General features: G+C 54.0%; 21 protein-coding genes and 1 other RNA gene. 12 read left to right on the forward strand and 10 right to left on the reverse strand.

Annotated elements, in window-relative coordinates:
• Positions 1 to 78 precede the first annotated feature (78 nt).
• A complete protein-coding gene (locus IJT02_09740) occupies positions 79 to 1,074 on the forward strand; it encodes an aldo/keto reductase (GenBank protein ID MBQ7545208.1) in 996 nt (331 codons plus the stop codon).
• Between the two features lie 31 nt (positions 1,075 to 1,105).
• Positions 1,106 to 1,942 carry an SDR family oxidoreductase gene (locus IJT02_09745; protein MBQ7545209.1) on the forward strand — a complete coding sequence of 279 codons (837 nt, stop codon included), beginning with the start codon at positions 1,106 to 1,108 and terminating at the stop codon, positions 1,940 to 1,942.
• A 111-nt stretch (positions 1,943 to 2,053) separates the two neighbouring features.
• Here IJT02_09745 and IJT02_09750 read toward each other — a convergent pair whose 3' ends face one another.
• The 6 genes from IJT02_09750 to IJT02_09775 form a co-directional block, all read right to left on the reverse strand.
• On the reverse strand, positions 2,054 to 2,257 hold the full coding sequence (locus IJT02_09750; GenBank protein MBQ7545210.1) for a hypothetical protein: 204 nt from the start codon (positions 2,255 to 2,257) through the stop codon (positions 2,054 to 2,056).
• Between the two features lie 101 nt (positions 2,258 to 2,358).
• Positions 2,359 to 2,691 (reverse strand): septum formation initiator, encoded by a 333-nt coding sequence (locus IJT02_09755; GenBank protein MBQ7545211.1) that lies wholly within the window; start codon positions 2,689 to 2,691, stop codon positions 2,359 to 2,361.
• Position 2,692: 1 nt separating this feature from the next.
• Positions 2,693 to 4,366 (reverse strand): arginine--tRNA ligase, encoded by a 1,674-nt coding sequence (locus tag IJT02_09760; GenBank protein ID MBQ7545212.1) that lies wholly within the window; start codon positions 4,364 to 4,366, stop codon positions 2,693 to 2,695.
• 12 nt (positions 4,367 to 4,378) lie between these two features.
• A complete protein-coding gene (locus tag IJT02_09765) occupies positions 4,379 to 6,229 on the reverse strand; it encodes a hypothetical protein (GenBank protein MBQ7545213.1) in 1,851 nt (616 codons plus the stop codon).
• Positions 6,230 to 6,232: 3 nt separating this feature from the next.
• Positions 6,233 to 8,797, reverse strand: a complete 2,565-nt coding sequence (secA, locus tag IJT02_09770) for a preprotein translocase subunit SecA (GenBank protein MBQ7545214.1) — start codon at positions 8,795 to 8,797, stop codon at positions 6,233 to 6,235.
• 433 nt (positions 8,798 to 9,230) lie between these two features.
• Positions 9,231 to 9,566: a heat-shock protein Hsp90 gene (locus IJT02_09775; GenBank protein MBQ7545215.1), complete on the reverse strand. Its 336-nt coding sequence runs from the start codon at positions 9,564 to 9,566 to the stop codon at positions 9,231 to 9,233.
• 100 nt (positions 9,567 to 9,666) lie between these two features.
• Here IJT02_09775 and IJT02_09780 point away from each other — a divergent pair, with 100 nt between their 5' ends.
• Positions 9,667 to 10,626, forward strand: a complete 960-nt coding sequence (locus IJT02_09780) for a Gfo/Idh/MocA family oxidoreductase (GenBank protein MBQ7545216.1) — start codon at positions 9,667 to 9,669, stop codon at positions 10,624 to 10,626.
• Here IJT02_09780 and IJT02_09785 read toward each other — a convergent pair.
• Entirely contained in the window at positions 10,623 to 11,519 is an 897-nt protein-coding gene (locus tag IJT02_09785; protein MBQ7545217.1) for a LysR family transcriptional regulator, read from the reverse strand. The two genes, IJT02_09780 and IJT02_09785, sit on opposite strands and share 4 nt — an antisense overlap.
• 132 nt (positions 11,520 to 11,651) lie before the next feature.
• Between IJT02_09785 and IJT02_09790 the strand changes: the two genes are divergently transcribed.
• Together IJT02_09790 and IJT02_09795 are read left to right on the forward strand one after the other, a co-directional pair.
• Entirely contained in the window at positions 11,652 to 12,800 is a 1,149-nt protein-coding gene (locus tag IJT02_09790) for a PrpF protein (GenBank protein ID MBQ7545218.1), read from the forward strand.
• 12 nt (positions 12,801 to 12,812) lie between these two features.
• Positions 12,813 to 14,078, forward strand: coding sequence for a hypothetical protein (locus IJT02_09795; protein MBQ7545219.1), 1,266 nt, complete (start codon positions 12,813 to 12,815; stop codon positions 14,076 to 14,078).
• 35 nt (positions 14,079 to 14,113) lie between these two features.
• Here IJT02_09795 and IJT02_09800 read toward each other — a convergent pair whose 3' ends face one another.
• Positions 14,114 to 14,488: a helix-turn-helix transcriptional regulator gene (locus IJT02_09800; GenBank protein MBQ7545220.1), complete on the reverse strand. Its 375-nt coding sequence runs from the start codon at positions 14,486 to 14,488 to the stop codon at positions 14,114 to 14,116.
• A 238-nt stretch (positions 14,489 to 14,726) separates the two neighbouring features.
• Here IJT02_09800 and IJT02_09805 point away from each other — a divergent pair, with 238 nt between their 5' ends.
• From IJT02_09805 to IJT02_09825, 5 genes are all read left to right on the forward strand, one after another.
• Positions 14,727 to 17,468, forward strand: coding sequence for a putative Ig domain-containing protein (locus IJT02_09805; GenBank protein MBQ7545221.1), 2,742 nt, complete (start codon positions 14,727 to 14,729; stop codon positions 17,466 to 17,468).
• Between the two features lie 81 nt (positions 17,469 to 17,549).
• Positions 17,550 to 19,352 carry a translation elongation factor 4 gene (gene lepA / locus IJT02_09810; protein MBQ7545222.1) on the forward strand — a complete coding sequence of 601 codons (1,803 nt, stop codon included), beginning with the start codon at positions 17,550 to 17,552 and terminating at the stop codon, positions 19,350 to 19,352.
• On the forward strand, positions 19,342 to 20,403 hold the full coding sequence (gene hemW, locus IJT02_09815) for a radical SAM family heme chaperone HemW (GenBank protein ID MBQ7545223.1): 1,062 nt from the start codon (positions 19,342 to 19,344) through the stop codon (positions 20,401 to 20,403). Before lepA ends, hemW begins: the two co-directional genes overlap by 11 nt.
• A gap of 12 nt (positions 20,404 to 20,415) precedes the next feature.
• An RNA gene (gene ffs, locus IJT02_09820) (signal recognition particle sRNA small type) lies at positions 20,416 to 20,514 on the forward strand.
• Between the two features lie 479 nt (positions 20,515 to 20,993).
• Positions 20,994 to 21,425, forward strand: a complete 432-nt coding sequence (locus IJT02_09825) for a hypothetical protein (GenBank protein MBQ7545224.1) — start codon at positions 20,994 to 20,996, stop codon at positions 21,423 to 21,425.
• Positions 21,426 to 21,561: 136 nt separating this feature from the next.
• Here the strand turns inward: IJT02_09825 and IJT02_09830 are convergent, their stop codons facing one another.
• Together IJT02_09830 and IJT02_09835 are read right to left on the reverse strand one after the other, a co-directional pair.
• A complete protein-coding gene (locus IJT02_09830; protein ID MBQ7545225.1) occupies positions 21,562 to 22,590 on the reverse strand; it encodes a hypothetical protein in 1,029 nt (342 codons plus the stop codon).
• A 1-nt stretch (position 22,591) separates the two neighbouring features.
• Complete coding sequence (locus IJT02_09835; GenBank protein ID MBQ7545226.1) at positions 22,592 to 23,545, reverse strand: glycosyltransferase family 2 protein; 954 nt, start codon at positions 23,543 to 23,545, stop codon at positions 22,592 to 22,594.
• A gap of 417 nt (positions 23,546 to 23,962) precedes the next feature.
• Here IJT02_09835 and IJT02_09840 point away from each other — a divergent pair, with 417 nt between their 5' ends.
• Positions 23,963 to 25,381, forward strand: coding sequence for a cation:proton antiporter (locus tag IJT02_09840; protein MBQ7545227.1), 1,419 nt, complete (start codon positions 23,963 to 23,965; stop codon positions 25,379 to 25,381).
• A 133-nt stretch (positions 25,382 to 25,514) separates the two neighbouring features.
• Positions 25,515 to 26,687 carry a sodium ion-translocating decarboxylase subunit beta gene (locus IJT02_09845; GenBank protein ID MBQ7545228.1) on the forward strand — a complete coding sequence of 391 codons (1,173 nt, stop codon included), beginning with the start codon at positions 25,515 to 25,517 and terminating at the stop codon, positions 26,685 to 26,687.
• The last annotated feature ends 65 nt before the right edge of the window (positions 26,688 to 26,752 follow it).

Raw genomic sequence — 26,752 nt, forward strand, 5'->3', positions numbered from 1 at the left:
TGATTGGATATTTCGATTTGAGGAATTAATCATACGCAGCTATCATTGTGTCATCCCAAACGCAAGGAGAACAGAACAATGAAGTATGTGAAACTCGGAAACAGCGGCGTAGATGTCTCGCGCATATGTCTCGGAATGATGAGCTTCGGCAAGCCCGGCACAGAAAACGGAGTCTTTCCTTGGGCATTGCCCTTTGAGGACGCAAAACCCCTCTTCAGGAAGGCCGTAGAGCTCGGCATAAACTTTTTCGACACAGCCAACGTCTACCAGCTCGGCAGCAGCGAGGAAATCACCGGCAAGCTCATCCGTGAGTTCGGCCTCAACCGTGATGAAATCGTCGTCGCGACAAAAGTCAACTTCGAGATGAGGGCAGGCCGTCCCAACGGAGCAGGTTCTTCCCGCAAGAACATAATGGCCGAGATTGACCACAGCCTCCAGCGTCTTGGACTGGATTACGTTGACCTGTACCAGATTCACAGGCTCGATGCCTTCACGCCGATGGAGGAGATCATGGAGGCACTTCATGACGTGGTGAAGTCCGGCAAAGCCCGCTACATCGGAGCGTGTACAATGGACGCGTGGCAGTTCGAGCGTCTGCAGAACATCGCCGAGCGTCATAACTGGACGAAGTTCATCACGATGCAGAACCAGTACAACCTGATTTACCGCGAGGAAGAACACGAGATGATGCCTCTGTGCCTCGACAGGAAGGTCGGCGTGAACCCGTGGAGTCCTCTTGCCGGAGGAAGGTGCGCTCATTCGTGGGGAACTCAGACGGCACGCACGAAGATTGACGCGGTTTCGCCGATGGTCTGGACGGACAAGACCGCAGAGCAGGATAAAGCCGTTGTCGACAACCTCGAGAAGGTCGCGAAGGAGCACGGACGCACAATGGCTCAGGAAGCCTTAGCGTGGATGCTCAGCAAGCCGTTCATCTGCTCGCCCGTCGTCGGCACAACCAGCGTAAAGCACGTCGAGGAAGCCGCCAGCGCAGTAGATATTACCCTCAGCGCGGAGGAGATTGCGGCACTCGAAGCACCGTACGTCGCGCACACAAAGCAGCACGCGTTCTAGGCATGAGCGTAATCGTGAAGGAGATTTAGTGATGAACAAAGAAGTAGCTGTATTGTTAGGGACAGGTTCGATAGGGCAGGCAATAGCCCGTCGTGTCGGAGCAGGGAAACATGTAGTACTTGCTGACCTCAAGAAGGAGAACGCGGACAAAGCGGCCAAGATTCTCGAGGATGCAGGTTTCGAGACAAGCACAATAGCCGTGAATCTCGGCTCGCGTGATGACATCCTCGCACTCGTTGAACACGCGCAGACCTTCGGGGCGGTGAAGCACCTCATCAATGCCGCAGGTGTCTCACCCTCTCAGGCCTCAGTTCAGGACATCCTGAAGGTAGACTTGTACGGGACGGCAGTACTGCTCGAGGAGTTCGGGAAAGTTATTGCGGAGGGCGGCTCTGGTGTCGTAATCTCCTCTCAGTCAGGCCACAGGTTAGGCGCGCTCTCTGAGGAGCAGAACGCACAGCTCGCGACTTCGCCGGTCGATGAGCTGATGACTCTGCCATTCATTGCGGCGATAACCGACACCCTCAAGGCCTACCAGTACTCCAAACGCTGCAACGTACTGCGCGTGATGTACGAGGCTTCGAGGTGGTCAAAGCGTGGCGCAACGATTAACTCCATCAGTCCCGGGATAATCATTACACCTCTCGCGAACGACGAGCTTCACGGTCCGCGCGGCGAGGGCTACAGGAAGATGCTGAGGCTTTGCCCGGCGGGAAGGGCTGGTACACCTGACGAGGTCGGGGACTTGGCCGCGTTCCTGATGAGCGAGAAAGGACGCTGGATTACGGGAAGCGATTTCCTGATTGACGGCGGAACAACAGCCTCGTACTGGTACGGAGATCTGCAGTACCTCAAGGCTACACATTAACTCACAAGGCCTCCTGAATCTCAGGAGGTCTCTTCTTACTCTGCACGCCGTATGTCCGAACTCGTCCCGTCCGTGAACACCAGATACGCGCTCACATACTCAAGGCAAATATTATTGTGAAGAGCAGTCCTGTTTTGGGACATCATCGGCCACCAGCGGCAAGTCTGGCGTGTAGTCTTCGTGAAGAGCTGCGTCGTACTTCAGGTACTCCCAGAAGCGCATCACTTCTTCTGCGTCGGGAGGGTTGATGCCACGTCTTGGCCGAATGAATCTGCTGAGGTATTCGTCCTCGTACTTGTCGAGTATCAGGTCCAAGATTCCATCCTGCTAAGCACCCGCGACAGAATCCACGACACAAGAAGCAGCAGGTAACTCCCGACAAAGCAAATCCCCCTTCACGTTCGAGGGGGGATTCTTCATTCCTGCTCTTCCGGCTCGGGAGGAGCTTCTGTTTCAGGCTCTGCTTCCTCGACATCAGGACTCTTCAGCAGCAACACCCTCTCTCCTTCACCCACAAGGTTATACTGTTCCCGCGCCAAGTGTGCCACACCCTCTTCGGTCTTGTAGAACGCTACCTTCTCCTTGTACTCGCGGACTGCTTCGCGCTTCTCTGCAAGTATCGCCTCGCTCTTCACTATGGCCTCCCGAATCTGCGCAATCCTCTCAAGCTCAAACCTGTAGTACCCCACAGTTATCGCCAGAAGCACAACGCCCAGCACCAGCCACAGCAGCCGCTTCAGGAAGAGCATCCTACATTCTCTCCGGCGCGGATACTCCCAAGAGCTCAAGGCACGACGCAATCACTGCCTTGACAGCCCGCGCAATGTTCAGCCGTCCGGCGCGTATGTTTTCGTCCGGCTCGTCAAGAATCCTGTTCGTGTTGTAGAACGAGTGGAACACTCCCGCCAAGTTCAGCACGTACCCCGTGAGTGCCTGAGGCGCAAGGTCGTTCGAGGCTTCTTTAACCGCGTCAGGATAGGATGCTAGGCAGTCGGCCAAGTCCTTAGCGTCCTTCGAGGCGAAGATTTCAGCGGGAATGTTCCCCGCATCGAGCGTCGAAAGGTCTCCGCCCCTGCTCGCGTACTCGCGGAGAATCCCCGCAATCCGTGCGTGTGCGTACTGTACGTAATACACCGGGTTGTCGCTGCCCTGCTTCTTGGCCAAGTCAAGGTCGAAATCCATCTGGCTGTCCGAGCGTCTCATCAGGAAGAAGAATCTTGTTGCGTCAACCCCAGCTTCATCGAGAACGTCAGCAAGCGTGATGAACTCTCCGGCTCTCGTCGACATCGTAACTATCTTTCCGTCGCGCAGAAGGTTCACCAGCTGAATCAGCAGCACGATGAAGTCATCAGGGTCTTTGCCCATCGCCTTGACCGCCGCCTTCATTCTGGCGATGTATCCGTGATGGTCTGCCCCCCAAACGTCAATCACTCTCTCGAACTCTCTCGTGATGAATTTGTCCCTGTGGTACGCAATGTCAGACGCGTAGTACGTCGGGATTCCGTTTGCGCGGATTAATACGCGGTCTTTGTCGTCGCCGACAGTGTCGCCCGTCCTGAACCACAACGCCCCGTCCTGCTCGTAAGCGTATCCTCCGGCCTTGAGCTCCTCCATCGCTCCCTTGACGAGGCCGTTGGCGTGAAGGTAACCCTCCGCAAAAAAGTTGTCGAAGCCAACGCGGAATCTCTCGAGGTCTTCACGTATTCCCGCCATGATTACGGATGATGCGTATTTCCTGAAGTAATCCAGCCTCTCCTCGTCAGGTTCGTCGAGAAAACGATCTCCTTCTTTCGCGATAATCTCCCTCGCAATGTCGTAGATGTATGCTCCCCTATAGCCGTTCTCGGGGAAAATATCACCTTCACCCAGAAGCTCGAAGTATCTCGCCATTGTAGAGCGTCCGAGCGTGTCAATCTGCAGGCCCGAATCATTCATGTAGTACTCCCGCTGAACGTCCCAGCCCGTGAACTTCAGGATTCGTGCAACGGCATCACCTACTGCCGCTCCTCTTCCGTGCCCGATGTGCAGAGGCCCGGTAGGATTCGCGCTCACAAACTCAACCTGTACCCGCCTGTCTTGGCCGAGATTCACTGCTCCGTAATTCGTGCCCTGCCTGAGTACGTCGCTCACCGCATCAGCGTAGAACTTTCCCGACAGCGTAATGTTGATGAAGCCCGGCCCGGCTATCTCGGTGTCAGTAATGACTTCTTCACCCTTTATGCTCTCCGCAAGCCTCTCCGCAATGTCGCGCGGTTTGGACTTCAGCGGACGAGCGAGCTTCAGTGCAACGCTTGCTGCCCTGTCCCCGTGCCCTTCGTGCTTGGGACGCTCCCATTCCGCTTGGACATCCTCAACGCCGAGTGCCTTGACTGCGTTAGTGAGTGCCTCATTAAGTTTTGCGACTGCTGTATTTTCTCCGTTCATGCTCACTCTCTCCTATCTCACGGGAATCTGACGTGCCGAGAATGCCCGCCAGTTGTCCAAGTGTCTCCGAAGAAGAGACATGTTCCCCGCGCTTATGCTGGTCATGTTGAGTTCGAAGCGTGCGTCAGCTATAAGCCTGTGCCGCCTGTTCACGTAACTGTCGGAGTAGTTTATTTTGTCTGGATTCTTGGCGGTCTTGCCGCTCACTAAGGCCTGAGACGCGTTTTTCTGGAAACCGAGCGTGATGTTCTGGTCGATCACGAACGGAAACGCCATCTCCACAGGAGCTTCATACCCTCCGAGTTTGCGCATCGCAACGGGCTCGAAGAACGGCAGAATCGCCAGCACTCCCCTTCCTGTCCCGCCGACACCGGGCTTGTTCTCGATGGTGAAGGAGAGTTCCGGGACTCCCTTGACGTTCTTGACGGCAACGTCCTTGTAGTTCGTCAGGCCGGGAAACAGCGAGAGCAACGCACCCCTTGCCGTGCCGTTCGTGGGGTTGTTCCCGAGCATCAGAGCCCCCCACGCTCCGCGAAGCGTAACCTTCACTGTACCGCTGAGCTGCCCGTGTTCGTTGAGCTTCAGATCCATCACAGCACTAAGCCTGTTGTCTGCGGCTTTCGAGGACGGGACGCGCATTGTGGTTATCCGTCCTTCAGGAGACACGCCGAAGACTTTCGCGCCCTCGAGGAGCTTCGCTGAGGTGAGGTCGTCGAACTCAATACCCTTGATGCCCGAGACATTCAGCACTGGGCTGAAGAACATCGCATCACACAGCGGAGAGTTCTCGTCGGGCTCAAACGGCAGCTGCCACACCAGCGACGCAGAGACTTTCTGTGCCTCAAGCCACGACTTGGCCAGTATAGCCTTCTCCCTCTGCGTCAGCGCGCCGGAAGCCGGAATCTTTCTCGGACTGCCTTCAGCGAGCTCTATTGTCTCACGATTCCGCAGGTAGTCAGCGAGCCTCACAGCACCGTCTGCCTTCGAACGCTTGAACCCGGCCAGTGCCTCAGAATCCGCAGGAAGTTTCGCCAGGCTTTCCGCGTCCTTCACCGCACCGAGCGCACCGCCAGTCCCGCGCCTTGTGCTGAAAGCTACTCCTGACCGCTGAAGGCGTGCGAGCTCTCCGGCCGTGCTGTAGGGTTCGAGGTTTATGCGCCGCCACGTAGAAAGCGTCTCTCCCGTGAGCTTCTGTGTCTCCGGCGAAACGAAGTCAGGAAACGTCTTGTACGCCATCGACTCGCCGGAATACACCTCAACGATCGACTCCCACACTCTCAGTTCCTCCTGAAACCAGCACAAGCCCTCAACGCTCAGCTTCGACGGGAGATGCTCCTTCCACGACATCACAATAATGAACGTCTCGGGAAGTGCCTGAAAGTTCACGCGGATGATGCCTGCCTGCGTGTCCTCTTCCTGCGATGCTGAACCAATTTTCGCGAGGCTCGCAAAGTCGTAGATGTCTGCCTCGATGACCTCCGCGCTGCCGTCTGCAGGAACGGGAATGTTCCAGTGCAGCCACTTGCTGCCGAGCCCCCTCCGGCCAAGTATCACGTAAAGCCTCGCTATTTCTGCCCCGCCGTTTTTGTGTGAGGAGTACACAGAGTGCTTCAGCCAGATTATCCCAGCCGCTTCGGGGTATGTCGTGAAGTCCGGGTTCATCTGCTTCATGCGCGAAAGGTCATACTCTACGCCTTCCGCCTCAGTGAAGGACATCGATGGGTTCACGTAGGACGGGAGGACTCCCGACATGTTCATCTCGTCGACATGCCGCATGTTGAGTTTCGAGCTGTCCATGAGGTCATCAGCATAAACAGGCCTCACGAACAACAGAAGAATCATAAGCCAAAAATTACGCTTCAAGCGTTACAGCCCCCTTCCATGACAGTGCTTGTACTTCTTGCCCGATCCGCACGGGCACGGGTCATTGCGTCCGACTTTTGGCAGCTTCTTCAGCGGCTCGCGCGGTGCGGCGGGTGCGTTCGTGTGGAACTCCTGCTTCTCCATCATCATGCGTCTGGGCTGGCGTTCGCTCTCCGTCAGAATCCTAACCCTGAATATCTGCTCGCTGAAAGTATCCTTCACCCTCTCCATCATCTCGGTGAACAGGTTGTAACTCTCGAACTGGTACTCGATGAGCGGATCTTTCTGGCCGATTGCACGGAGGCCGATGCCTCTGCGGAGTTCGTCCATGCCGGTGAGGTGTTCGCGCCACGCAGAGTCGAGCGTGTTCAGTATTATGTGCCGCACGATTGTACCAGCAATATTGCCCTCAGCGTTTGCGTTGAGAGACTCAATCTTCGCGTAGTAACGGGACTTCACGCCGTCAAGTATCTCTTCCCTCATGCCCTCCATGTCGAGGCGGGTATCTACGCTCGCGATTCTGCCTTCTGCACCCTGACCGAACAGACCGCGCAGTCTTGATGCTGCTCTCTCTGGTTCAGCTTCTCCGTTCTCGGGAAAATACCTATCTAGTATGCCGTTCACCACACCGTGAATTATGTCCCAGCCGTAGTCAGGCATCTCGTCGTCAGGTGTAGTGAGGATGTCGCCGCGTTCGGTGTAAATCGCTTCCCTCTGCTGGTTCATGACGTTGTCGTAGGCGAGAAGCTGTTTCCTGATGTCGAAGTGCATCTCCTCGACCTTCTTCTGTGAGTTCTCGATTATCCGCGTGAGAACGGAAGACTCTATAGCTTCGCCGTCCTTGAGGCCAAGTTTTCCCATGAGGGGCTGGATTCTCTCAGAACCGAACAGCCTCAAGAGGTTGTCCTCAAGCGACAGGTAGAACCTCGACACGCCCGGGTCTCCCTGACGGCCGCTCCTTCCGCGAAGCTGGTTGTCGATTCGGCGGGACTCGTGGCGTTCCGTGCCGATAATCGCCAGCCCTCCGAGCGAAGCAACTTTGTCGTGATCCTCCTTAGGTGCGTCTTTTCCGCCGAGCATTATGTCTGTTCCGCGCCCGGCCATGTTCGTTGCTACGGTAACTGCTCCTTCACGCCCTGCCTGAGCAACAATCTCCGCTTCCTTGTCGTGATACTTTGCGTTGAGGACGCTGTGAGGAATCCTTCTCGCTTTGAGGAGCTTGCTGACGCGCTCGGAGTTCTCAATTGACGTTGTGCCGACGAGCACGGGCTGCCCTCTCTTGTGGCACTCCTCGACCTGATCCGCAACAGCTGTGTACTTCTCGTGCTCTGTCGCAAAAATCACGTCCGGCTGATCCGTGCGAATCATCGTCTTGTGCGTCGGAATGCTCACCACCTGAAGCCCGTAAATCTCCCTGAACTCTTCGGCTTCCGTTGCGGCAGTACCTGTCATTCCAGCCAGCTTGTGGTACATCCTGAAGTAGTTCTGCAGGGTTATCGTCGCGAGAGTCTGCGATTCGCGTCCGACCTTGACGCGTTCCTTTGCCTCTATGGCCTGATGAAGTCCGTCAGAGTACCGGCGGCCTATCATCAGCCTTCCCGTGAACTCGTCGACAATGATTACTTCTCCGTCCTTCACGACGTAATCAGTGTCGCGCTTGTAGAGCCTGTGAGCTTTGAGGGACTGCACGATTCTGTGCGCAAGTTCGGAGTGTGCCGCATCCGAGAAGAGGCCGGGCATCTTCAGGTAGTCTTCCGCCTTCTGGATTCCTGCCTCAGTCATCGAGATGCTGCGTTCCTTCTCGTCAGCCTCGTAGTCCGTGCCTTCCCTGAGGGTACGCGCGGCGTTGTCGGCCTTAACGTAAAGTTCTGCGTCGTCGTCGCTTGGCCCGGAAATTATGAGAGGAGTACGCGCCTCGTCGATGAGTATCGAGTCAACCTCGTCGACAATGCAGAAGCTGTGTCCTCTCTGCACCATCTCGGCCGGGCTCAGAACCATGTTGTCCCTCAGGTAGTCGAACCCGAACTCGGAATTTGTCCCGTAGGTTATGTCCGCATTGTAGGCGGCGATGCGTTCGTCCTGCGGCATGTAGGGATAGATCACGCCGACGGTCAGGCCAAGAAAACTGTAGATCGGCCCCATCCACTCGGAGTCTCTGCGCGCAAGGTAGTCGTTCACCGTAACGAGATGCACACCCTCACCCTTCATTGCGTTCAGCACGACTGCGAGGGTAGCAACTAAGGTTTTGCCTTCGCCGGTCTTCATCTCTGCTATGCGGCCGTCATTGAGAGCCATTCCGCCAATGAGCTGGACATCATAATGCCTCAGGCCTATCGTGCGTTCGCTGACCTCACGGACTATCGCGAAGACTTCCGGCATAACGTCATCAAGGCTTCCGCCGTCCTGAACCTGCGCCTTGAGCTCGAGGAAACGTGCCTTGAGTTCGTCGTCAGTTTTGGCGTGAATGTCCTGCGTGTAGCTGTTGATTATGTCTGCTAGGCCTGAATAATGCTTTAGTGCCCTGTCGTTGGGGTCAAGGCCCAGCAGTTTCTTTACGCTGTCAAATATCATGTTATCTCCTGTAGAAAATGGGATTTGGGGGAAAGATTATCATGAATTGAATCATGGTACAACGCAAAAAGGCATGACCTGCAGATTTCCCGTGTGATAGAATAAGTTGCAGACGGGGTATCTTTGCAGTTTGGCTGGGGATGCTCGGGAGTATCTCCTCCTGACGAAGAGAAGGGAGGGGAGAGCGCATGAAATGGCTGGACTTTGCGATAAAAATGCTGCATATAATAGCCGTTGCCGGTACGTATGCAGCTTTACTTGAAATCGTGCTGACAGTAGTTCGTGCGATACTGTCCTTCTTTGGGTACTAGGCTTTGACTTCATTGCCTGAGTGGGATGGCAGTCCCATTTAGGCAAACCCAGAGTTGTTGCGCAGACATCCGAAAATCTTTCCCCCGTCTTCGGGTGTCTGTGCTTATTATAGCATTGTTTACGCTAATGCTTCCCTGCTCTCCCAGATTGCTCCGCCTGCCTGACACGCAGGACATATGCAGTACTTCCCGCCCTCAGCTTTCGCCTTCTTGGCCGCCGCCGCAAGACCCTTCGCCGCTTCTGCTCCGAAGACCTTTGCTCCTGCCTCCGACTCCGCAAACGCAATCGTCTCGTCTACACTGCTGACTGTAGCCTCGAGCATCTTCACCAGAGCATCAGCACTCTTCTTGTCCTGAGCCTTCAGGTACGCTTCAGCCGCCGCTTTGAGTTCGGGGTTGCACATAGGAGCAGCAATAAGCTCATTGACCTTCGCGAGAATTTCCTGTTTCGTCATTCACAAAACCTCCCAAAAATTTTTCTACACTATACCACAAAAATTACTTAGTCCGTGATAAGTATATTTAGAAAATATTTCACGGGGAAGGATATTTTTCATGACAGCAAGAATCGGAGTTATAGGAGTAGGGCATCTCGGACAGCATCACGCAAGGATATACACGGAGCTTCTTGATGCAAACCTTGTCGGAGTAGCAGACAGCGATTTTGACCGCGCGCGCTTTATCGGCGAGCATCTCGGAGTTCCTGCGTACGGTTCTCTTGAGGAGCTTATCAGGCGCAAGCAGCCCGACGCAATCTCCGTTGTCGTCCCGACGAGCCAGCACTATGACATCGCCAAGACTGCCCTCGAGGCCGGAATACACGTCCTCGTAGAGAAGCCAGTAACCGTCCGCCCGGAAGAAGCAGGTGAACTCCTTGACCTCGCCGCGAAGAAGAACCTCGTGCTTCAGGTCGGGCACATCGAACGCTTCAACAGTGCGATACGCTACATCTCCGGCATAAAGTGCGAGCCGGTGTATCTGGATTCGCGCCGTACATGCCCCTTCACGGGAAGAATCAATGACGTAGGCGTTGTGCTTGACCTGATGATTCACGACATCGATATCGTTATGTCTCTGGTGAACTCTCCTATAGCCCGCATCGCCGCGACGGGCGCATGTGTCTTCACGGACTATGAGGACATTGCCGACGCTCAGATAACCTTCGAGAACGGAGTACTCGCACACATTCTTGTGAGCCGCTGCGCAGAGAAGAAGTGCCGCCAGCTTGAGATAGTTGAGCGTGAACGTCAGATTACCATCAACTACGAACAGCAGACCGTGCAGATTTCTCGTTGCGTGAACAATTCTGACGGGCAGGTAGAGATTCGCGAGACCCCTGTCTTCCCGAAGAGCGAGCCGCTGAAGCTGGAGCTTGCGGATTTCGTGAGGTGCGTACGGGATCACGGCCGTCCTGTCGTAGGAGGAAGCGAGGGCAAGAGGGCACTTGAAGTTGCAGTAGAGATTCTGAGGCAGATTCACGACGGAGGCATAAGGAGTGTCAGGAAGGCCTGCTAGCTGTAGAGTTTGGCGGCAATCCTGATGAACTCCCGCGCATAGGAGGACACGTAGCTTCCTTTCCTGTACGCGGCAACAAAGTCGCTCATCACCTTTCCGTCGCCGAAGCTGTACGTGTCGATTTCTGGTGCGGGCGAGTGCCAGCGTAAATGGCTCTCAAAGATGAATGACACTCCCCAGCCCTGCTCGGTCAGAGACATTACGGCGGGCATGTTGTTAGTGGTGATTGAGTTCGTGAGGGGAATCCCTGCAAGTTTCAGGTGGTGTCGGGAAATCTGCCCCGTCCGCTGTTCGGGCGAGAGGAGGATTAAGCGTTCGTCCCTGAGCGCGGAAAGCTCTATGTGTCCGTCCTCTGAGGAGGCCTTAACGGGATGATTGCGGCACGTACACACTTTCAGTTCTTCGCGGGCAAGAGTCTCGTACGTCAGGTGCGGGTTCGATTCGTGGGGCTTGCTGTAGAACGCTAGGTCCGTCTCTCCATCAAGAAGCCGTTTATCTATCGCCGCGCTTGTACCCTCGAAGATGTTTACCTTGACGTTGGGGTATTTCGCATTGAACTCGGGGAGAGTTTTCGGGAGGACGTACGCACACCGCATGTTGGGCAGGCCGATGTTCAGGACTCCGATATCGCGCTTGATTATGTCGTCGAGTTCGGAGTCGAGACTGGCTTTCGTGTCGAGTATTGCCCGCGCGTACTCGAGGTAACGTTCTCCGGCGTAAGTTGGGACGTACTTCCTGTCCAGCCTGTCAAAGAGCTTCAGGCCAAGTTCCTCCTCTAGACCGGCGAGAAACTTGCTCAGCCCCGGCTGGCTGATGTAGAGTGCCTCCGCCGCTTTCGTGATGTTCTGGTGCTTCGCTATTGCTGTTATGTATGACAGTTCCCTAAAGTCCATAGCATCCTCCAACTATAACTTTCAGTAAGGGTAACAATTCCCAACGAGTATTTCACATTATACCTCACCCGCTGTATTCTTTGCTCATCAATTCCACAACACAAATTCACACACAACGGAGGGTAAAACACGATGACAGCCGTAAAGAAGCTGCCGGTAACTATTATGCGCGGCGGCACCAGCAAAGGAGTCTACATCCTCGAGTCCGACCTTCCCGCCAATCACGACGAGTGGGAACCGTTACTGCTCAGACTTATGGGCAGTCCCGACGCAAAGCAGATTGACGGTCTCGGTGGCTCATACTCAGTTACGAGCAAGGTAGCAATCATCAAGAAGTCAGACAACCCAGAAGCTGACGTGGATTACACGTTCGCACAGGTGAGCGTCGACAAGCCGCTAGTGAGCTACAAGGGCAACTGCGGGAACATCTCCTCAGGTGTCGGGCCTTTCGCGATCGAGAAGGGATTAGTTGAGGCAAAAGACGGAACAACGACCGTGCGAATCTTCAACACCAACACGAACAAGATTATTGCGGCGGACGTAAAGACCCCCGGCGGACAGGTAGAGTACTCGGGAGACTTCGCAATAGCAGGAGTACCGGGCACAGCCTCGCCCGTAAAGCTGAAGTTCGTCAACCCCTCCGGCACTCTCGGAAACGGCCTTCTTCCTACGGGAAATGTTGTTGACACCCTCGACGTTCCCGGCTTCGGCAAGGTTCAGGTGTCCATCGTTGACGCGGCGAATCCCCTCGTCTTCGCGAAGGCAAAGGACATCGGCCTTACTGGCAAAGAGACTCCCGACGAGATAAACGGCAACCCCGCAGCACTCGAGCTACTCGAGAAGATTCGCGGTCTCGCGGCAGTGAAGCTCGGCCTGATTGAGGACTACACGCGCTCTGCGTGGGACACTCCCGGCATCCCAAAAATGACTTTCGTTGCAGAGCCTGAAGACTACACAACCTCCGACGGCAAGAAGATAGCGAAGGGCAGCATTGACCTTCTGTCGCGCATGATGTCGATGCAGAAAGCTCACCCGTCCTACGCAATGACCGGCGCAATGTGCACGGCCGCCGCCGCAGTAACTCCCGGCTCAATCGTCAATCAGGTGCTTGCTCCTGGCGCAGATACTCAGTTCATCAGGATAGGCCACGCCGCAGGAATCCTCGAGTGCGGAGCTGACTTCACGCTTCAGGACGGAAGCAATGTGCCGTACATCGAGGACACGTTCGGCTTCAGGACAGCGAATCTTCTCATGGAAGGCACAGCAACTATAAGGTTGTAGGAGGTATAGATTATGCAGGAGTATTTACCGGTAATATCGCTCGTTGTTCTTGCTGTTGTCGTGGCAGTCGGCTTCATCAAGAAGATCAATCTCGGCTTCTTCGCGCTGGGAGTTGCGTTCGTTCTGGGAACTGTCGGCGGAATGAAGGCCTCGCAGATCACCGCAGGGTTCAGCTCGTCAATGTTCGTTACGCTCGTGGGAGTTACGTTCATGTTCGGGATGGCCAGCCAGAACGGCACGCTCGAGCTGTTCTCGAAGAAGGTAGTTGCCCTCGTCGGCAAACACACGGTGCTGATTCCTATCTTGATGTTCGTGCTGTCAGCATTCATATCAGCCATAGGACCCGGTCATATCGCGGCCGGAATATTAATGACGACCTTCGCAATGTACCTAGCATTCGAGATGGACATCAACCCTATGGCTACGTCATTATACGCCAAGCTGGGGGCAAACGCGGGCTGTGCATCGACGCTCTCGATAACGGGCATTCTTGCGGCTCAGCTCTCCAACCCGATGGGTTATTCAGGCTTCGGGCTTCACCTGTTCCTGTCGACGCTGCTGTCGGGGTTCGTGTTCACGTGCGTGGTCTACATCCTCTACAAGGGCTACGCGGTCAAAGCTGACAACCCCTTGAAGTGGTCGGACATCCCTGCGTTCAACAGGGAGCAGAGAATCACAATCTGCGTCATCGCTATCGTGGTGATCTGCTGCATAGGCTTCAAGCTCGATACGGGACTGTTCGCCTTCTTGGCCGCGAGCGTGCTTATCCTCACGGGCTGTGCTGACGAGAAGAAGGCCATCAAGGGCATCCCTTGGGGAACGCTGGTGTTCATCTGCGGCGTTGGAGCACTCGTGAACGTCATCAACAAGCTGGGCGGAATCGCACTGGTCTCCGACTACCTCAAGAGCCTGATGACCGCGAAGACTGCCACGCCGATTATGTCAGCAACTTCGGGAATCCTCTCGTGGGTAAGCTCGACGACGGGAGTCGTAATGCCAGCACTGCTGCCCATCGCGGATAATGTTGCTAGGACGTTCGGGGTGAGTTACGTTGAGCTGATGAGCGCGATAATTGCGACATCGTTTGCGGCGGCGATTTCTCCGCTGTCGACGGGAGGAGCAATCATAATGTCATCCTACAGCGCGAGCAAGGAGACCACCACCGAAGAGATGAACAACATGTTCAAGACGCTGTTCCTGCTCTCTGTGGCGAATGTGTTGATCAACGTCCTGATGTCATGGCTGGGAGTGTTCAGCTTGGGTCATCTGTTCTATTAACGCTACACAATACACACTGACTGTTCCCCCTTGTCTTACGGCATGGGGGAATTTTGCTGTTTTGCGGCCGTGCTGTTGTCGATCATTCTGTCGACGCGTTCCCAGAACTGTTTGGCGAAGGCTAGGGTTGCGGGGACTTCGAGCCTCTGTTCTCCTGTCTGGAAGACTAGTACGCCTCTGTTCTCGGAGATAGAGCATTCCTTGATGTCGGATGCTTCACCCTTCATGAGGTAGTCTACCGGCCGTTCCAGAACCTCCGAGAGTTTGTGCACGTAATGAAGACTCGGGGTTGACGTGCCTCTCTCCCAGCGTGATATTACGTTCCCTTCAGTGCCGACAAGATTGCCTAATTCTTCTTGGCTGAGTCCTCTCTCGCGCCTAAGTTCCTTCAAGACTGAACCGTCAATCATAGTAACCGCCCCTTTTTTGCGAGAATATAAACTTTCTGGATTAGACAAAACAAGGCTGATGTTGGCTAATCGTTGATAATGAGAGATATTAGTACCGATTGACAAGGATAAAAACGTGGATTATATTTTTCATACAAGGCTAATTTTGTGGGCTAATGACTATATATATCAAGCTAGCACCAGAAGATAACTAGCCTGCAGAGCCTAGAAAACACACAAAGGAAGGGATGATGTTCCAATGAGGAAGGGAAGATTTGCGGGAATTGTTTGTACGGTGATTCTGTTGCTGCTGTGTCTGTGTTCGACGGTCTGGGCAAAGACTCCGCGCGACGCTGCTGTAGATTATGCCTACCAGATCTACAATTATACGTGGTCTGTAAAGCATTCTATCCCTCGCTATCATGCAGACAAGAATCCAACAGCTGTTTCCGGAACAATCAAGGGAATACCTTACACTTACGCGAACATGGTATCGTTCGCAGAGTACAAAGCGTTATCTAATGCGGACAAAGGAATCGTTTACGGCGGTTCAATGAAGTACGGGATGGTCTGCGCAACGCTGGTAACGGACTGCATAAGGCAGGCTTTCTGGGATAGGGAACTGCCGTTGCTACATACGGTTATGTTCCACAAGAGTCGCTACAGCAGTGCTTACACTAAGTTGGTGTCGTCAGTCTCGAGTGCTATCTTCAACAACGACCATACTTGCGAACAGTGGCAGAATATCTGGGCCAGCATCAGGAGCAGCCAAGCGAGTTCAGGCTATCCTGCTTATAAGAAGCTACAGAAGGGTGATTACCTCAACGACTGGAATCACGTAATTTTTGTTGTGGATAATAATACCAGTACACAAACGATAACGTACATTGACCAGACTTATTGCTGGGACACAGTTGCGAATGGAATGGTCGGGACGCATAAAGGAACGTATACGTACGCGAGGCTGTCGGAGAAGTGCTATGTTCCTATGTACGTAAACTATCCTGCTTCCTTCAGGGTATACCACGAGCCTCCGAAGATACTAACGACAAGCCTTTCTGACGCATACATCGGCGAGTTCTTCTACGCGAAGATTCAGGTTACAGGCACAACACCGATTTATTTCACCGGCGGCACTGCTAAAACGCTGGCAAACGGCATCGGCACGCAGGAAATGCTCAACGGGAGCGATACTTCGGGCATCATCAAGGGCACTCCGAAGAACCCTGCAAAAAGGGCTCTGCCTTACACCCTGAACTTCACGGTAACTGCCACGAACTCCGCAGGCTCTTCTGCCCCAAGAACTTTCACCATTACCGTCAGGCAGAGAAAGCCCATAATCACCACAACTTCACCTCTTCCGCAGGCCACGCAAGGAAGGACTTATGCTGTAACCTTCGCTGCCTCGAACAATCCGACAAAGTGGGCGATAATCAGCGGCAGTCTGCCCAGAGGGTTATCGCTGAACCAGTCCACTGGCAAGCTCGCAGGAACTCCTGCAGTGTGTGGCTTGTACACGTTCAAGGTCAGAGCGTATAATTCAGCAGGCTGGAGCGATCCCAAAGAGTTCAAGCTCGTAGTCAACAGGCCTCCCGTGATATTCGGGACTCTGAAGGATGCTATGCAAGGCATGTACTATGAAGGATATGTGGGCGTGGATTATGGGACGTTACCGTTCAAGGCTGAGATAATCAGGGGCACACGTCCTGCAGGACTGTCAATGTCTGTATCAGGTCGCGGAGTGTACTTCAAGGGTACACCTTCCACTATCAGGGATTATGAATTCACGTTGAAGATCACCGACAAGAACGGTGCAACAGCCACGAAAGCCTTCAAGATGAAGGTGAAGAAGAAGGTAGTGCTCACATTCAGCTACAGCTTTATGAACGGCGTGAACGGCATACCCTATTCTGACTGGGTGAAGGTCTCCGGAGGTACATCGCCGTATACCTGCTCCATTGCCTCAGGCAAACTCCCGGACGGCTTGTATCTCAGCGTATCAGGAGAAAGGATTTACATCAAGGGAACTCCCAAGAAGGCCGGAACGTTCACCTTTACGCTCAAGACCAGAGACAAAAACGGAGCTGAGGGCAGTAAAGCATACAGCATAACGATAGTTCAGCCCGCGATAACAGGAACTGTGCCTTCACTACTTGCACGCGGAGCAACTGTATCAATAACGTCGCTCAAAGCCGACTGGGCAATAAAGCCCTGCACGTGGCGCATAAGCTCCGGCAGACTTCCAGACGGCCTCAGCATAAACTCCAGCACGGGGAAGATTTCAGGAACACTCAGAAAGGCGGGAAGATTCGTTTTTACCGTTACCGTGCGGGATAAGAACGGTCTCACAGTATCAAAGTCCTTCGCGATGACGGTAACCGAGACGACAGTAACAGGAACAATCCAGACGGTGCTGACGCGCGGAGTTTCTGTCGTGTGGGTATTCAAGGCCTCAGGAGGCACTCCGAGCTACATATGGAGTCTCGGTGGCGGAAGCCTCCCTGCCGGTCTCAGCTTCAACAAGTCAACCGGGAAGGTTAGCGGCGGCCTCACAAAGGTCGGAACGTACACGTTCATCATCAAAGCTGTGGACAGAAACGGAATTGCGGGCACAAAGAAATTCACAGTGAAGGTTGTTGAACCGACTCCCACTGACGTTGGAGCGACACCGCGTGGAGTAAAGTCCTTGCCTTCGGTGTCCGGCATCACCCTTCAGATCGACAGCAGGGACATCGTCGAAGCGCATGAAGGCAGAGACAGCGACATAGTCAAGGTCAAAGCTGGCGCACCCGTCAGGTTCATTGTCGGCGGGCGGGGCTTTAATGCCTCAGATGTCAGAGTGTTCATCGATGACGCTCTTGCGGAAGATATTACGGTTGAAGAAGGCACGTTTACACTCCCTGCAGAGAAAGTTCATGGAGACTTCAAGGTAGGAGTCAGAGCACAGCACGGGGATGAGGAACTGGAGTCCGAAGAACTGTACATTATCTCTGAGCGGTAGCAGGCGTATTTTCTCCCTCCGGCCCGGACAGCCGGGGGGAATTTTTTTGCGCCGTGATATTATTCTGCGTGAGGTGAAAGAATGAAGAACATACGCAACTTTTGCATAATAGCTCACATAGATCACGGAAAATCTACCCTTGCCGACAGACTCCTTGAAGCTACCGGCACAATCTCATCACGCGACATGAAGGCTCAGATTCTCGATTCGCTGGCTCTTGAACGCGAGCGCGGCATAACGATAAAGCTCGTCCCTGTACGGATGGATTACACGGCCTCTGACGGCACAAAATACATCCTCAACCTCATAGACACACCCGGCCACGTAGATTTTGCCTACGAGGTCTCACGTTCACTTGCGGCGTGTGAAGGCGCGCTCCTCGTCGTCGATGCGACTCAGGGTGTCGAAGCACAGACCGTCGCGAATGCCTATCAGGCCGTCGAGCAGGGGCTGGAGATTCTGCCCGTCATCAACAAGACGGATTTACCTTCAGCACGTCCAGACAACGCGAAACAGGAAATCTCTGACGTTGTGGGAATAGATGCTTCTGGTGCAGTCTTGGCCAGCGCGAAAACGGGAGCAGGAGTGCCCGAGATACTTGAACGGATTGTTACGGACATTCCCGCGCCCGAAGGAGACCCGAACGCTCCGCTTCAAGCCCTAATCTTCGACAGTGTTTACGATAACTACAGAGGAGTCATCTGCTACGTCAGAGTCGTGAACGGCACGATAAAGGCCGGGCAGAACATTATGTTCATGTCGAACGGAATAACTTACCCCGTCAACGAAGCAGGAGTCTTCCGTCCCGGTTTTGAGCCAGTTGCTCAGCTTGGACCGGGAGAAGTCGGGTATGTTACGGCGAGCATCAAGACGCTTGCAGAAGCTCAGGTCGGCGACACAATCACTGACGCAAACAACCCCGCATCCTCACCACTGCCCGGCTACAAGAAGGTGAAGAGCGTAGTATTCTGCGGTTTCTACCCCGTTGAACGCGACAACTACCCGCAGTTACGCGACGCACTCGAGAAGCTCTGCCTGAATGACTCCGCTGTAACCTACGAGCCGGAAAGCTCAGAGGCACTCGGCTTCGGGTTCAGGTGCGGATTTCTTGGCCTGCTTCACATGGACGTAGTAAGAGAACGACTGCGCGAAGAATACGGCGTTGAACTTGTTGCTACTGCTCCGAACGTAATCTACGAGGTCGTGAAGGCTTCGGGTGAGGTCATCGAGGCTCACAGGCCTTCGGACTTTCCTGACCCTAGCGAGATTACGGAGATTCGCGAACCGTACATCAAGCTGTCGGTGTTTATGCCGTCGGAGTTCACGGGGCGTGTAATGCAGTTAGTGCAGGACAAGCGCGGTACGTATAAATCAATGGACTACATTACGCCCGAACGCGTGAGGCTTGTTTACGAGATGCCGCTGTCGGAGTTCATCGTTGACTTCCATGACAAGCTGAAATCACAGACAAGGGGCTATGCGTCGCTGGATTATGAGTTAATTGGCCTGAAGCCCAGCGAACTCGTGAGGGTTGATATTCTCGTGAACGGCGAGGCGGCTGATGCGTTCTCGTTCATCTGCCACAAGGATGCAGCGTACAATCGCGGTCATGCTGTCGTAACGAAGCTGAAGGAGTTAATCCCGTCGCAGCTGTTCGAGATACCGATACAGGCATCAATCGGCCGGAGGGTAATTGTGCGCGTGAACGTCAAGGCATTACGTAAGGACGTGCTGGCCAAGTGCTACGGCGGAGACATAACGCGCAAACGCAAACTTCTAGAGAAGCAGAAGGAGGGCAAGAAGCGCATGAAGCAGATCGGCAAGGTCTCAATCCCGCAGGAAGCCTTCCTAGCGTTCATGCAGGTTGATACTGGTGAGAAGTAGCCTGTACGTTCACGTTCCGTTCTGCGAGAGGAAGTGCGGTTACTGCTCATTCTACAGCGTAAGGGCAGGGGCTGGCGATGCTGAGGCGTGGCTTGATGGGATTGCGCGTGATGCCGTGAAGTTCAGGGGCACAGAGGTAACGACTCTCTACATCGGCGGGGGAACTCCGAGCGTATTATCTCTCTCTCACTGGCAGGAACTGATGCGCACGATTCACCACAACTTCAACACCTTACACCTCCTTGAAGCAACAGCAGAGGCTAACCCCAACTCCCTGACAGAAGAGCACATCGCGTTCTTCAGGGACAACGGCATTACGCGGGTAAGTCTCGGAGTACAGAGCCTCAACGACGAGGAGCTTGCGACACTTGGCCGACTTCATGACTCGCGTCAGGCATTGCGGGCTATGGAGATGGTGAGAGATGCGGGGCTGAACCTGTCGTGCGACCTGATTTTTGCCGTGCCCGGGCAGACACTCAGAACGTGGGCAGGTTCTCTCCGTACCGTGATGCAGTATGCCTCCCACATCTCGACGTACCAGCTCACCCTTGAGCCCGATACCCCTATGGGAAAATTGTACGGGAATGAAGAACTCAACAGAGAGGGCTATTTATTCTACAGGTACGCACAATACTTCCTTCCGCGCAAAGGTTTCACGCAGTACGAGATCTCCAGTTTTGCCCCCGAAGGCCAAGAGTGCCGGCACAACATCAGCTACTGGAATCACTCTGACGTTATCGCTCTCGGCCCGTCGGCTTCGGGGTACACTGGCGGCGTGAGGTACACCAACCCCCGCACGCTCAAGGCATGGCTCGCCGGTGAAGAACCGGAACGTGAGGAACTCTCTCCGCGTGAACGTGCAATAGAGCTGGCGATACTCTCACTGCGCACAAAATGGGGCATCAGACGGGAATTATTGTTGCCGGAAGCCGAGAGAATTATTGTCAGGATGCCTTCTGACCTCTTCATCATCACGCCTGAACGCATAGCCCTCACTCCGAAAGGTATGCGGCTCGGTAATGCCATATGGTGTGAATTAATCGGAGTGTGATAGAATATCAATTGTCCGGCTCAGCGCGGCGGAGACCTGTGAATCGTGTCAGGCCCGGAAGGGAGCAGCACTAAGCGGTGTTCTTCGGGTGCCGTTGAATGCCGGACGTTATTTCGTTGAAGCTGCGAACTGTCTCACTCTCCGCAAACTCATTCCCTAGTCTCTGTGAAATTTCCTTGAGGTCATTCCTGAAGCCTTCATCGTTGTAGCGGTCGTAAATTCTGAACAAGTCCGCTGTTAATCCCGAGAAGTCATGTTCTGCATAACGTTCAGAGAAATAGCTTCTGACTGCCTCGTCAAGGTTCGACGGCGTAACAGTGCCGAGATACCCCGAGCACATCGCCACAACCGGCCTCAAGGAATACGCCGCCTCCATCGCACTCGTTGCGGACGCGAAGACGACATTAGCCCTCTCGATGAACGGTCGCGGGGTGTCCTGAGCACCGGCAATCTTCACGCACTTTCTGCCCAGCTTGCTGTTGAGCTTCCGTGCAAGAAGCCGGAACTCCCACAACCTCCAGCCTCCTCCGCCGAGAATCGTTATCGTGAAGCCGGGTATGTGTTCCTGAATCAGCTCTATGTTGTCCAGCATGTGGAAGATGCCCGGTGTCTTGTACCTGCTCAGACGGCCGAAGCACAGAATGCTGAAGTTTTCGCGCGTTGGAAGCTCTGAGGGCGCAAAGAACACATCAAGCGGACGTGTCATCTTCACGATCGGGATGCTCTCTCCGAGTTCGTGGAGCTGTCCGAGTATTCCGGGCTCGAAGGCTGTCCATGCGTCGCTGAACTTCACGAGTGAGGGTATGTCTCTTCCCGGCCTGTCAGTCTTCTCGACGGGGTCAAGGAAGTACGTGATTACAGGTGCGCCGGTAACACGCTTGATTCTCGCTGCGAGGGGGAAGGAACGGCGCGGGTCAGTCATAATCACGTCAGGCCTGAAGAGTTTTGCGCGGAGGTCAAAGTACATGTTCCCGACACCAAGTGAAGGGCACGTTATCACCGTGAAGCCTTCCTGCCTGTAGCGTGCCTGAAAGCCTTTGCCCGACCACCGGCCAAGTACTCCGACGGTGTGCCCTGCGCGCCTGAGTGCCGCTCCGACGTTGAGGATGTAGCTTGTTACGCCGTCAATCGTCAGCGCGTCCGAACAGAATAGTATTCTCACTCCCAAACCCTACCCTTCATCCTGTGGTATGACTCAAAAACTTTGTCCGCAAATCTCGGCGATACTCCCTTCATCAGCTCGTACAGTGCATTCTTGCTCCTGCTGATTAACCGCCTGAACAGTTCCGGCCGTGCAAGTTTGGGCGTGGTATCGTTGAACTCCTCGATTATTCTGCATGTTGTCTCGTAACGGTCAGAAGCCTTCAATGCCCATTCCCTGCACCTGCCTATAGCCTCAAGCCTCGACAAATATACATCACTGTTTATGACTTCATGAATCTTCCTCAGCGAACCTTCAATGTCATCAACATCAATAATCACAATCCCGTTTTTGTCGGGGATTTGCTGAAGTATTGCAGGGTCTCCGCAATAAATCGGCAGTGCCCAGCCCGCCCACGCATCGCAGAGCTTCTCCGTCCAGTAATAGCTGTGCCGCGAGTTCTCTATCACAACGTGGTACTTGTACGGCTCAACAGCATCCAGCTTGTCGTCCACAGGGTTGAACTCTCTCCCGAAACACTCAATCTCTCCCGCAAACTCCCTCTGAAGTTCGCGGAGGAAAGCTAAACGTTTACGGTGATAAGGTGTCTTGTGCTTGAGGGATGTGATGATTGAGAGTCCGCGTGTCTTTTGCGGGGGCTGGAAGTTCAGCGCACGGGGCAGCGTAGAGAGTTCGCCCCTAATTCCTGCCGTCCAGCCTAAGTTAGGGTTGGAGGTTATCACCCTGCCGGAATAGCCGGGAAGCTCGTAGTGGGTTACGACAGTCCCGAACTGTTCAATGTAGTAACGAATCTTCGAGCAGTCGTGAATCTCCTTCGGCTCTCCGATGAACAGTATTCTTCTCTCTCTGGGAATGTCCGTCCAGAAGCATGAATACGGGGTATCATTGACTATGAGCCAGTCAGCGTTACGTTCCAGAGTGAAGAGGTAGTCATTTCCCCTCATGTGCCCGTGTCCGTCCTCGCTGAGCCAGCCGGGAATTTCAGAATCATTGCCGTAAGGAGCATCAAAAATTGTTGTCGTCATGTTATTTTGTCCTCATCCTGTAATACAGCTCAGGGAACTTCAGAATCGCCAGCGATTTGAAGAACACTTCAGGCTTTCCTGACAATACGCGCAGTTCCAGAGCACAATTGAGCACATTCCTGTTTTCGCGCACGATAGAATCATAACCTGCTTTGCTGTCCGTCATCGCACATAGATTAGCCCTGCGTATTACTGTCTGCGGCATTAGCACATGTTCAGCGAGATACCTCACTCGTTCGGTGCGTGAATGTTCCAGAAGATAGGCAGCCGTACGCTCCTGAGCTTCTGTGTTGTGCCTGTAGCTGATGATATTATCACGCGAAGGCTCATGCTCCGTGTACGAGTACAGGCATTGAGGCGTGAAAGCAGCTTTTTGCGCGCAACAGAAAGCCTTTGCCTGAAACTCGACATCCTCGCCAGAAGTGCATCCGTCGTGAAAACGCAGGGAATATCTCCTGAGGAAGTCGGCTTCATAGAGGCAGCACCACAGCGGCGGTGTATGCTCCGGCAGGAAGTTTTCGCCGCCGGAAATTCCATCGCGCCTGCAGCACCTTGCGTGAACGTCAGGCCGTCCGTCCGTGAAGTGCCGCTTGTATCCGCAGAAAGCTACATCGCTCTGAGTACCTGTTATGAGCCTGTGAAGTACAGCAAGCATTTCGGGGTGTGCTGTGTCGTCGGAGTCCATGAACCAGATGTAACTCCCGCGTGAAGCATCAAGCCCTTTGTTGCGCGAGGCGGACACTCCGAGATTTTTGGGATTGGTGAGAATCCTGAAGGGACGACCCGAATTTTCCAGTATTTCCCACGCAGCAATACCCGTGCCGTCATTCGAGGCATCATCTACGAGTATGATTTCTGTCTCACTGCAAGACTGCCTGATGACGCTCAAAAGTGAGTCCCGTATCCGGCCGGACGAATTGAACGCGGGTATTATTACGCTGATTAACGGCGGCAATCGCTGAATCACTCCTTGTGTTTCTGCAGATTATAGCGCACAAAAAAACGTGGCCTTACTCCAAATCGCTGGAAGCCCGGCCAAGTTTTTGAGGGGGGTAAAACTATCAAACGATCGAACAAGAACGAGAAAAATGACAATCGAGAGTCATCTTCATAGCCTTCTGTGGATTGCTTTGTTCATTTGTTCGTTATGCCAAACATTATAACGGGAAAAATTCAGGTGTCAATATACGGGATTAATTTTCTCGGGTATTCAGTAAGTATAACAATGCGGAGCACCGAAAAAATGCTAGAATATCTCACTATCCACAGCAGATAATCTTGATTTCCCCTCCCTGCCGAAAAGTGAGGGGAATTAATTTATTTGTGGCGTGTGCAAACGAGAAAGGAGAGAATAATTTTGTTTGCTCAGGTTATGAATTATCTTCACGGAGGTTCGCCCGCAAGCGTGGGGATAATCACAGTGGCAATAATGCTGCTGTTCGGTTTCGCGCTCACCAGAATCACCAAGCTCCTGAAGCTGCCGAACGTTACCGCCTACATAGTTACGGGAATACTCATCGGCCCTTACTGTCTGAACCTCGTGCCGTCAATCGTCGTCGAGTACACTACCTTTCTGCCCAACGTCGCGCTGGCGTTCATCGCGTTCAGTACGGGACAGTTCTTCCGTGTAAGCGCGCTTCGGGGCAACGGCGCAAAAGTTCTCGTGATTACCGTTCTGGAGGCTCTGGCGGCTTCGGCGTTCGTGTTCATCGCGGCGTTTTTCGTGCTCAGGCTGGATCTGGCGTTCTCGGTCGTTCTTGCGGCTCTCGCGTCGGCAACTGCACCAGCCTCAACAATGATGACAATCCGTCAGACAGGCGCACACGGAGACTTCGTGAACACCCTGCTTCAGGTCGTGGCACTTGATGACGTTGTGGGGCTTCTCGCGTACAGCATCGCCATATCAATTGCTCTCGCGTCTACAGCGTCAGGTGCGGACTTCGAGTTCAGAAACATAGTGCTTCCCCTGCTCATCAACTTGGCCAGCATAATCATCGGTGCACTGCTCGGAGTCCTCCTGAAGATGATGCTTTTCCCGAAGCGTTCAACGGATAACAGGCTGATAATCTCTGTTGCGGTTCTGTTCGGGTTCTGCGGAGTGTGCGAGATTCTCGGAGTGTCGCCGCTTCTGGGCTGTATGTTCATGTCGACGGTCTACATCAACATCACTGACGATGACAAGCTCTTCAAGCAGATTAACACCTTCAGCCCTCCGTTCCTGCTTCTGTTCTTCGTGAGGTCGGGAGTCAGCTTCGACCTTGCTGCTCTCACAGGCGGAGGAAGCGCAGGAGGTACGTCTCTCCTGATGCTCGGAGTTGTGTACTTTCTTGTGAGAATCGCGGGAAAATATGCCGGAGCTTTCTGGGGCTGCCTGATGACCGGCAAGGATAAGCTCGTGCGCAACTATCTCGGTCTAGCGTTAATCCCGCAGGCAGGAGTCGCAATAGGCCTCGCGGAACTCGGAGCACGGACATTGGGCGGAGACATGGGCAGTGCGTTGCGGACGGTTATTCTGGCCTCGAGCGTCCTCTACGAGCTCATAGGCCCGGGCTGTGCGAAACTCTCGCTGTCGTTGTCGCACTCTTACGACGCAGACGCAGAACCTGAGCGCGTTATTTCACCGCAGGAAGAGGACAGGCACATAGTGAACCTGCTCATAGAGAGGATACGCGAGATTCAGAGCGAACTTCCCGAACACCCGCAGGCCGTACCTGTTCAGGCGAACAACAACGTTCAGGGTGCGCACACAATCGCGAGGCATCTGCACTCCAACAACACGAATTATCATTGATGACCATGCTCATAAAAACATAAAGCATCCCTCCGAAACTTGGGGGGATGTTTTCATTTGCCAAAGTATCAAGCGTTGTGATATAAATTACTCACTCACAAAAACTTTTCACGAAAGGATTTGAGTCCATAACATGGAAATGTATCTTGCTGCACTGAAAGACTTAATTCTTCAGTCGGGATTCTTCGGGCTCACGACGGGCAACATCATCATGATTATTGTCTCGTTCGTCCTGCTGTATCTCGCAATCGGCAAAGGCTTTGAACCCCTCCTGCTCGTGCCGATAGCTTTCGGCTGTCTGCTCGTCAACCTGCCCCTCTCCGGCATCTGGGACGAGTACAACGCCACAACGCACACGATAGGCTTCCTGCGCTCGCTGTACTACGGAGCAGAGTTCGAGATTTACCCGATACTTATCTTCTTGGGCATCGGAGCAATGACGGACTTCGCACCCCTCATCGCCAACCCCATTACGTTCCTTCTGGGAGCGGCGGCACAGTTCGGCGTGTTCGTGGCATTCATCGGTGCAAACTATCTCGGCACTCTGACGGGCGGCCTCGTGTCGTTCAACATCAAGGAAGCGGCATCAATCGCAATCATCGGAGGAGCTGACGGCCCGACGAGCATTTATTTGACCGTTATGCTCGGACAGACGCAGATTCTCGGTGCTGTTGCGGTCGCGGCGTATTCCTACATGTCGTTAGTGCCGATGATTCAGCCCCCCGTTATCTACCTCATGACCAGCAAGAAGGACAGAGGCATCGTAATGGGACAGCTCCGCCCCGTCAGCAAGAGGGAGAAGATTCTCTTCCCCATCATCTGCACGGTGGTTTCAGGGTTGATTCTGCCTGCGTGCGTTCCGCTTGTAGGTACGCTGATGTTCGGAAACCTTCTGCGTGAATGCGGAGTTACCGAGCGTCTCAGCAACACGGCACAGAACGAGCTGATGAACATCGTAACGATATTCCTTGCGCTGTCGGTAGGTTCAACGATGGCGGCAGAGAGATTCCTTACGCTGGGAACGCTGGCAATTATCGCGCTGGGACTTGTAGCGTTCGCGTTCTCGACGTTCGGCGGTCTTGTGTTCGGACAGATAATGAAGGTGCTCTCGGGCGGAAAGATCAACCCGATGATCGGCGCGGCGGGAGTCAGTGCTGTGCCTATGGCGGCGCGCGTTGTTCAGAGGTGCGTACAGCATGAGTACCCGGGACACTTCCTGCTGATGCACGCGATGGGCCCGAACGTTGCGGGAGTTATCGGAACGGCAGTTGCGGCTGGAGTTATGCTGACGCTGTTATCACGTTAAGAGAAGGTTACGCTTGCCCGGTGTAACAGCCGGGTAATTTTTTTACCCTCACGAAAGGAGACCGC

The sequence above is a fragment of the Synergistaceae bacterium genome (assembly GCA_017450125.1).
GTDB lineage: Bacteria > Synergistota > Synergistia > Synergistales > Aminobacteriaceae > JAFUXM01.